The 7980-nt window shown below is 36.2% G+C and carries 7 protein-coding genes, 1 rRNA gene and 1 other RNA gene; 7 read left to right on the forward strand and 2 right to left on the reverse strand.

The genetic code is table 11. The features are described from left to right. Positions 1-1272 (forward strand): MFS transporter (locus BBS29_RS07900; protein ID WP_068131123.1); only part of this gene is annotated, 1272 nt, incomplete at its 5' end. 135 nt (positions 1273-1407) lie between these two features. On the opposite strand, the gene BBS29_RS07905 is transcribed toward BBS29_RS07900, so the two are convergent. Then, positions 1408-2781 (reverse strand): sodium/glutamate symporter, encoded by a 1374-nt coding sequence (locus BBS29_RS07905; protein WP_068131127.1) that lies wholly within the window; start codon positions 2779-2781, stop codon positions 1408-1410. Between the two features lie 89 nt (positions 2782-2870). After that, complete coding sequence (locus tag BBS29_RS07910; protein WP_084778916.1) at positions 2871-3638, reverse strand: 2OG-Fe dioxygenase family protein; 768 nt, start codon at positions 3636-3638, stop codon at positions 2871-2873. Positions 3639-3796: 158 nt separating this feature from the next. Here BBS29_RS07910 and BBS29_RS07915 point away from each other — a divergent pair, with 158 nt between their 5' ends. The 6 genes from BBS29_RS07915 to BBS29_RS07940 form a co-directional block, all read left to right on the forward strand. Next, entirely contained in the window at positions 3797-4531 is a 735-nt protein-coding gene (locus BBS29_RS07915; protein ID WP_068131134.1) for a carboxypeptidase-like regulatory domain-containing protein, read from the forward strand. A gap of 40 nt (positions 4532-4571) precedes the next feature. Continuing rightward, an RNA gene (gene ffs / locus BBS29_RS07920) (signal recognition particle sRNA large type) lies at positions 4572-4837 on the forward strand. Positions 4838-4971: 134 nt separating this feature from the next. Continuing rightward, positions 4972-6600, forward strand: a complete 1629-nt coding sequence (gene dnaX / locus BBS29_RS07925; RefSeq protein ID WP_068131137.1) for a DNA polymerase III subunit gamma/tau — start codon at positions 4972-4974, stop codon at positions 6598-6600. A gap of 37 nt (positions 6601-6637) precedes the next feature. Further along, a complete protein-coding gene (locus tag BBS29_RS07930) occupies positions 6638-6961 on the forward strand; it encodes a YbaB/EbfC family nucleoid-associated protein (protein ID WP_068131140.1) in 324 nt (107 codons plus the stop codon). A gap of 1 nt (position 6962) precedes the next feature. Further along, positions 6963-7559 carry a recombination mediator RecR gene (gene recR / locus BBS29_RS07935; protein ID WP_068131143.1) on the forward strand — a complete coding sequence of 199 codons (597 nt, stop codon included), beginning with the start codon at positions 6963-6965 and terminating at the stop codon, positions 7557-7559. Positions 7560-7904: 345 nt separating this feature from the next. After that, positions 7905-7980, forward strand: a 16S ribosomal RNA gene (locus tag BBS29_RS07940); the annotation flags it as partial.

Genomic DNA, 7980 nt, shown 5'->3' on the forward strand with positions numbered 1-7980 from the left:
AAAGAAGGTTTTTGGAATAAAAACTTAATTTTATATTTACTCAGTCGCGCATTTCTTGCTTTTGGTAGTAACACTTATACATTTGCAGTATCGTTTTACATTATGTATTACACTGGTTCCGCTATATATTCGTCTATTAACTTAATAATTTTTACTCTTATATCACTATTATTCTTACCAGTAGCAGGTGTGATATCAGATTCTAGAAACAAGAAAAGTATAATTATCCTGGGTGAAGCACTTGATCCTCTTATATTAATAGGATTATTAGTCTATACATACTATTTTGGATTTAATTTAATCGCTTTGTATATTACTACGGCACTAATGACGATTACAGGATCTTTTGTTGGGAATGCTTTTCAGTCAGCGATTACTGCATTATTTAATGTTGATAAAGTTCAAAAAGTATATGGATACTCGTCTATACTAACAGAATCTGCATCACTTTTAGGACCCATTATAGCAGGTGCTTTAATTGGAATTTTTTCATTTGAAATAATGATTATGATTTTTATTGTATTTAATATCATCGCATTAAGTTTTGACTTTAATTTAAAATTTAAACAACAGAATCAGATTGAGGAAAAAAACGAAGAAATTTCGAGTATAAAACAATTCTTCAAAGATGTTTCGGGTGGAATTCAATATATTAAAGAGAGTAGCATCCTTAAAATGATTATAATCTATTTATTCTTTATAAACTTTGTTACGACAACAATTAGTATATTGCCTGCTAAGATGCTCATCAATATTTTAGAACTTAATTCAACTTTAGTAGGATTTTGTTATGCGGCATTATCTGTAGGTACTATTTTAGGTGGCATGATTATTAGTACGGTGAAAGTTTTTGAAAAGCCTTTGTCGATCGCTAAAATATTTAGCATGTTATTTGCGATTATTATTGCTCTGTTACCTTTACCAATATATTTAGAGTTAAGTGATATAGGAAATACTATTTTGATTTCATTATTATTTATATTAATTACTTTATGTGTTCAATTTGTTAATACACCTATCATGAGTTACTATCAAACAACTATTGATGATTCTATGAAAGGGAGAGTATTTTCTTTAATTTCTGTTTTCTCTATGATGACAATGCCAATAGGCTTTTTCATATTTGGTTTGCTCTATGACTTGGAGTTATATTTTGTAGTCAATATATTTGCTGGTGTTTTAACATTAATTGTAACTATTTTTTTACTTAAAACTAATATTATTAATGAAGCGAACGATGATTATCAGTTAGAGATACAAAAAGAAAAGTAGAAACTTAGCTTAATTTATTAAAAATATAATGTTGGATCTTAGTGTCCAACTTTAGGTGAGTAGTTCATTCCACTTGACGATATTGGTTGGTAATAGAAAAATCCACGTTTATCATTTGATAGACGTGGATTTTTGTTATTTCATTTGATTTTTTAATACATTTCGTTCGCTATCTGGTACGTTAAAGACCCATGATCCTGTAACTTTTGTAGCGATAATACTCGCGATAATAATCACGAATGGAATTGCTGCTGCAATGAGCCACTGCCCACTTATTAGTAGTGCTGGGAACAGTGACCACACGACAATTTCGGCAATGTTCGTGGCTGGTGTCATCGCTGTATCTTCAATTGTTTCAGAGATGTTGTCAGGATCGACAATTCTGTATAATACAAATCCGATTGCGAATACTCCTGTTAAATAACCGTATACGAAAATTGAGCGTTCGAACCAATCATTTTTACTGTATGCCTTACCGAGTGGCCAAATGATAATGAATACAAGTAACCAACCAACAATCAGTGATAAAATAATCGGTCCAGCATAAGACATAACGACATCTAGTTTAACTGACGCAATCCCGAAGATAACGAGATAATCTGTTGCGGAACCTGAAATTCTCGTATTCACATCTTTGTCGATGTAATCATATACTGGCGTATTTCTAAGAAGTAAGAAGAATATAAGCGCTAAGATGAATCCGAGAGTAAAGTCAGGAATTCCAGCTAATACATGCTCAGCAAGCCATCTGTTAAGTACGATCGTCATACCTGTTAATGCGACGATAAATGCGCCGTGATATGTTAATGTATCTAGCGAAACAGATGAGATTGTTTGCTGACCGAATGGACGTCTGTTTTGGAATGAAATCAGTCCAGTTTTCATATCTCCATCTATGAACTTAAAGTCTTTCATATAAGCTGTCTGACCTTTACGTGCTGCGATGTTGATTAAAAAAATTCCTCCGAATATACCTGTTAAAATACCGAACGTCGCGAATGTGATCGCAATATCTTGTGCATCTTCAAACCCTAAATCTGCAAACGTTGAACCGACAGCTGCCGCTGTTCCGTGTCCACCGTAAAATCCAGAGTGAAGTAACATTCCAAAGCCATCGTTTAGTCCTGGCCAAATTTTCTTTAGAACGAAAATTGTAAATACGAGTGGTACGAAAATTTGTAGTGCCCACACGATAATTTTAAATATTTGATATCCGAGAATACGTTTAAGTTGTGATTCTTCACCGGACCCGCGTTTAAATTCAAAACCGTTAACTCCAACGACTACGAATACTAAAATGATTAAAAGTCCAGCATAACCACCCATTGCCTCAGAAAATGGTATCCAACCAAGACCGTTTGGACCAAATATTAGCCCTAAAAATCCAGCGAGTACACTCGCAGGTATGAAGAACTTTTGGAATACTTTTAAGTTAGATCTGAGGAACTGTCCAATTAAGACGAGGATAGATGCAAATGCAAAGTCAATTACAAAATCTTGAATCGTCATAGACCTATCTCCTTTATCTGTTTTTAATTATTATATCATGGAAACGTTTTATATGCGTAAAACTTAATATTTATTAAAAAGAAGTATATTTATTCTTCCATTTCAGCGACAACTGTCAGTTGATAATCGATAAGAAGGACCGATCTTAGACCCTCTTCATCCTTCTCACCACGCGTGATTGGACTAACGTAATGGCTGACCATGTGGTCTGCGACCCCATATGATTCTAACGGCTCTGTAATTTCAAATACTTCGTGTAGTTCACCGTCTGTTGTTTCTTCTGGAAGTTTATGACGCACTTCCGGGATTCCGATCGCATTCGTTCCACCTTCAACGTTTCTTCTTTCAATCAGGTGTGCAAATGTAAAAGGCTCACCGTCTTGATGTAACGAGTTTGGTGATGAAACCGCGACGTCGTCTTCATGTTCAACGCGAAGTTTTACAAAATGTACACCGACGTGGATTGGCATGATAAGATCTTCTTCATTCCAAAACGTCTCATTATAATCTGCCATAATGATTTTTTGAAGCAGTGTATTGTTTAAAATATGATCATCAATTGCTGCGAATTCACGGTAATCACCCGGGTGTTCTGGGTTAAATTTACCTTGGAAGTAAGCTGCATATTCTTTACCGTCTTTTTGAATGTTTGGTAGCCATTCGATTTGTTGACTCGTTGGTAATACGAGTGCACGTGAATAACGTCTATAACGGTTTAGCCCTTTTGCGTAGTCATCTTCAGGTAAATCATTACGAAAATAGTCTCGAAGAATTTCAAAGTCTTTTTCAATTCCTTCATAGTATAGTTCTTTCATATAATCGTAGCGCTTATAGCCTTTCGTTTTAAGTTCGCTCATATGTTTCATCCTTTATTATTTATTCATTATTTATATTATGAAACATTAAAGAGACAATCAAGAGTAGGATAAATGAAAAACCCGACGGACATAGGCTTATTCATGGTATAATGTTTATAATAAACGAATACGAAAAGAAGTGTTGAAGGAGAATTACAATGAAAAAATCGATTGCGATACTTCTAGGTGGGTTACTCATTTCAACACCTGCCTATGCAGATGAAAATGATGGAAACTTAAACAATCAAAATCCGGGAGATTATAATGAAAATAATAACCCGGGAAATTATGATGAAAATAATAACCCAGGGAATTACGACGGCAATAATAATCCAGGTGATTCGTTGCAAACACCTGGAACTGATGGGAATCAAAATCCTAATGATGGACAAAATCAACAGCCGCAACAAGAGGTCACTCCACCAGAGGTCACTCCACCAGTGGACACACCTGTTCAACAAGAAGCGTCTAGGGAATCGGTTGTCGTCGCTGTCAATCAAGAGAGCTATTCGATTAGCGGACGAGTGACACTAAATGACAAACCTGTTCAGGCGAAAGTTGAAGTGGGTAACAGAGTGATTGAAACGGATCCTAATGGGCGCTATGTCGCTCAAGAACTTCAACCAGGGACGCATACTGTAAAAGTTGTAGAAGTGAATGGAAAAGCGGTAAATGAGTCTGTCGATGTTGAAATTGAAAATAAAAACAAAGTAAATATTGATATCGATATTAAAGATGACAGCGCAGACGAGAGTGAAGTTGTAGAGGAAGAAATTCAAAAGAATGATCCTCAAATTAAAGAGGCTTCAAAGGCACTTATCTTTGCGGTTGTAGGTGTTGTGTTATTAACGCTCGCAGGCTTAGTGGCGCTTTTCCTTCGTAAAAAGAAATAACGGTTGTCAATGATATTATTTTTTGCTAATATTAATTTTACCGTGCTAAGTGGGGAATTAGCGGTGCCCTGTACTTGCAATCCGCTCTAGCAAGACCGAATCCCACTTTCGAGGAATCAGATGTGAGGTCTGCCTCACGTACGTCGATGTTGAGACTTCGGTCCTATGCAATAGAACGTCATGAACCATGTCAGGTCCGGAAGGAAGCAGCATTAAGTGGCCCATTCTATGTGCCGTAGGGCAGCCGAGGTTGAGTCGAATGCGTGAGTAACGCTTGTGTTTGATATTCGACAAAGTGGTGCACGGTTTTTTATTATAAGAAAGCAGAACTGAGGGAATTCCTTGAGTTCTGCTTTTTTGTTGTTCTTAATCAGTAAAAATTCTGAGTCGACGTATGGTATAATTAGAGTAATATTTGTTAAAGAAGTAGGTGCGGAAATTTGGGATATCAAGCACTATATCGTGCGTTTAGACCGCAAAGTTTTGGCGATGTAGTCGGTCAAAAGCACATAACGCAAACGTTAAAAAATGCGATCGAACGTAACAAAGAATCTCATGCGTATCTTTTTAATGGTCCACGTGGGACGGGTAAAACGTCGATTGCTAAAATTTTTGCTAAGGCAGTGAATTGTCCTAACAATCACGGTGGAGAACCGTGTAATGATTGTGCGATTTGTAAAAGTATTACAGAAGGTAGCTCGAACGACGTCATTGAAATCGACGCAGCATCTAATAATGGTGTAGACGAGATTCGTAATATTCGTGAGAAGGTAAAATATGCACCGAACGAAGCGAAATACAAAGTGTATATTATAGATGAAGTCCATATGTTAACGACAGGTGCTTTTAACGCGCTTTTAAAGACGCTCGAAGAGCCACCGAATCATGCGATTTTTATCCTTGCAACGACTGAACCGCATAAAATCCCAGCGACGATTATTTCTAGAACGCAACGTTTTGATTTTAAAGCGATAGAAACTGAAGAGATTATTGAACGGTTAAAGTATGTCTCTGATGCTGAAAATGTAGAGTACGAAGAAGATGCTCTCGCTTATATCGCTCGTTCAGCTGAAGGTGGAATGCGAGATTCGTTATCGATTCTCGACCAAGTGATTGCATATAGTGGTAATAAAGTTACATTAGATGACGCAGTAATGATTACTGGTGGTATTAAATTTGATGAGTTAAATGAATTTATGCAACTCATTTTAAATCTCGAAACTAGAGAAGCGTTTATGAAATATCATCAATTTATAGATGAGGGTAAAGATCCGATTCGTCTTGTCCATGAACTCGTCTATTATTTAAGAGATACGATACTATATGATGATGACAAATACGCACTAAACACAGTGGATGATTCGAAACTTTATCAAATGATTGATATTTTAAATGATGCGATGGTCATGATGCGTTTTAGTGTCAATGTGTCTGTGCATCTTGAAGTGGTCATCGTTAAAATGATCGAAGTTCTGAAGAAAGATAATGGAGTAAACAACCAATCTCATTCATCTAATAATGGAGAAATTGAGGCGTTAAAAAGAAAAGTGAATGCACTTGAAGCGACACTTCAAAATGGTGCCCCAGTGAGACAGATGCCAGAGAGAAAAATTCCACGAAACAAACCATATTCTTTCGAAAAAATTAAAGAAGTACTCGATAAAGCGAATCATGAAGATACAGGAAAAATTAAAAGAGAATGGGCAAATGTTATACAACACGTTGAAGCACAGGGACAAAACTCACTTCGTGCACTTATTAAAGACTCAGATCCGGTGACTGCGAGTGAAACGAAAGTGCTTATTAAGTTTAAAAACGAGGTACATTCTGAACTTATAAACAACGATAGTAATAAAACAGAAGAATTAGAACGATTGATTCATCCTATAATAGGGAAGAAAGTAAAAGTGGTCGGAGTACCAGAAGAGGCTTGGGAAGACGTTCGACAGAAATATGTTGCGAATTTTAAAGAATCTAGAGAAGAAACTATGAAGGAAGTAAAGTCTTCTGACAAAGCAAAAGAACTCTTTGATAGCAGTATCGTTGAAATAAAAGGTCAGTCCGATTAAAATAAATACAGTAAATATATTATTGGAGGTTTTATAAATGCGTGGCGGAATGGGTAACATGCAAAATATGATGAAACAAATGCAGAAAATGCAAAAGAAGATGGAAGAAGAGCAACAAAAATTAAAAGAAGAAAAGATAGAAGGTAGCGCTGGCGGTGGTATGGTAAAAGTAACAGTGTCAGGTCATAAAGAAATTTTAGATGTAGTGATTGACGAGGAAGTTGTCGATCCAGAAGATATCGAAATGCTACAAGACTTAATTACAGCGGCGACAAACGACGCATTAAATAAAGCGGACGAACTCGTTTCTGAAAAACTTGGTCAACATACTAAAGGGCTAAACATCCCAGGGCTGATGTAATATGTATTATCCAGAACCAATATCAAAACTTATTGATAGTTTTATGAAATTGCCTGGTATCGGTCCAAAAACAGCGCAACGTCTCGCGTTCTATGTTCTCAATATGAAAGAGACAGACGTTGTGGATTTCTCTAAAAGTTTGATGGATGTCAAACGAGAACTACAATATTGTTCGGTCTGTGGTCATATTACGGACGAAGATCCATGCTATATATGTAGGGATAAAAACCGTGACCGCTCGATGATATGTGTCGTTCAAGATACAAAAGACGTCATTGCGATGGAGAAAATGCGTGAATATAACGGACTATACCACGTACTACACGGTGCGATTTCACCGATGGATGGTATTGGTCCAGAGGATATTAATGTTCCGAGTTTAATTGAGCGATTAAAAGACGAAAACGTAAAAGAGTTAATACTCGCGACGAATCCAAATATTGAAGGCGAAACTACTGCGATGTATATTACTCGCCTCGTTAAACCGATTGGTATAAAAACGACGCGACTCGCACAAGGGTTATCTATCGGTGGAGATTTAGAGTATGCCGATGAAGTAACGCTATCGAGAGCGATAGAATATAGAACAGAAATCTAAATAAAGTTGAGTAGAATGATTTCTACTCAACTTTTAAAATTGATTTTTAAAAAACACTTGCATTTAAAATATAGACGATGTATAGTACTATCTTGTGAGCAATCACAATAAAGAAATTCAGAACGAAAACAAAAAGTTTTAATTTTGAATTTAATAGTTGCGTTTTAAAAACGAACGTGCTATAGTAGATATTGCGCTTTTCAAAAAGCGCACCAACTGAACATTGAAAACTGAATGACAATATGTCAACGTTAATTCCGATAAAAAGAAGTTACTATTAAAAGTAACAAGAACTAGAGCGACTAGTATAAAACGCATTTTATAAAGAGCTAGAAAACTCTAACTATTATGGAGAGTTTGATCCTGGCTCAGGATGAACGCTGGCGGCGTGCCTAATACATGCAAGTCGAGCGCGACTTCT

Source organism: Nosocomiicoccus ampullae, from assembly GCF_001696685.1.
Classification (GTDB): Bacteria; Bacillota; Bacilli; order Staphylococcales; family Salinicoccaceae; genus Nosocomiicoccus; species Nosocomiicoccus ampullae_A.